Here is a 368-nt window from a genome sequence, read left to right on the forward strand (position 1 = left end):
GACGTGGCGCTGGTCGCCCGGCCCGGTGAGACCACCGCGATCATCGGTTCGACGGGCAGCGGCAAGTCGACGCTGCTCGGGCTGGTGCCCCGGCTCTTCGACGCCACCGGCGGCGAGGTCCTCGTCGACGGCGTCGACGTGCGGAAGCTCGACCCGGCCCTGATGGCGAAGACCGTCGGACTCGTCCCGCAGAAGCCGTACCTGTTCTCCGGGACGGTGGCCACCAACCTGCGGTACGGCAAGCCCGACGCCACCGACGAGGAGCTCTGGCACGCCCTGGAGGTCGCCCAGGCCGCCGACTTCGTACGGAAACTGGAACACGGCCTGAACGCCCCGATCGCGCAGGGCGGCACCAACGTCTCCGGCGG

General features: G+C 71.5%; 1 protein-coding gene. It reads left to right on the plus strand.

Going from position 1 to position 368, the window contains the following annotated elements:
• On the plus strand, window positions 1-368 hold a 368-nt coding region (locus K7G60_RS38720), incomplete at both ends, for an ABC transporter ATP-binding protein (RefSeq protein WP_225805648.1).

The organism is Streptomyces sp. NK15101 (assembly GCF_020400725.1).
Lineage (GTDB): Bacteria > Actinomycetota > Actinomycetes > Streptomycetales > Streptomycetaceae > Streptomyces.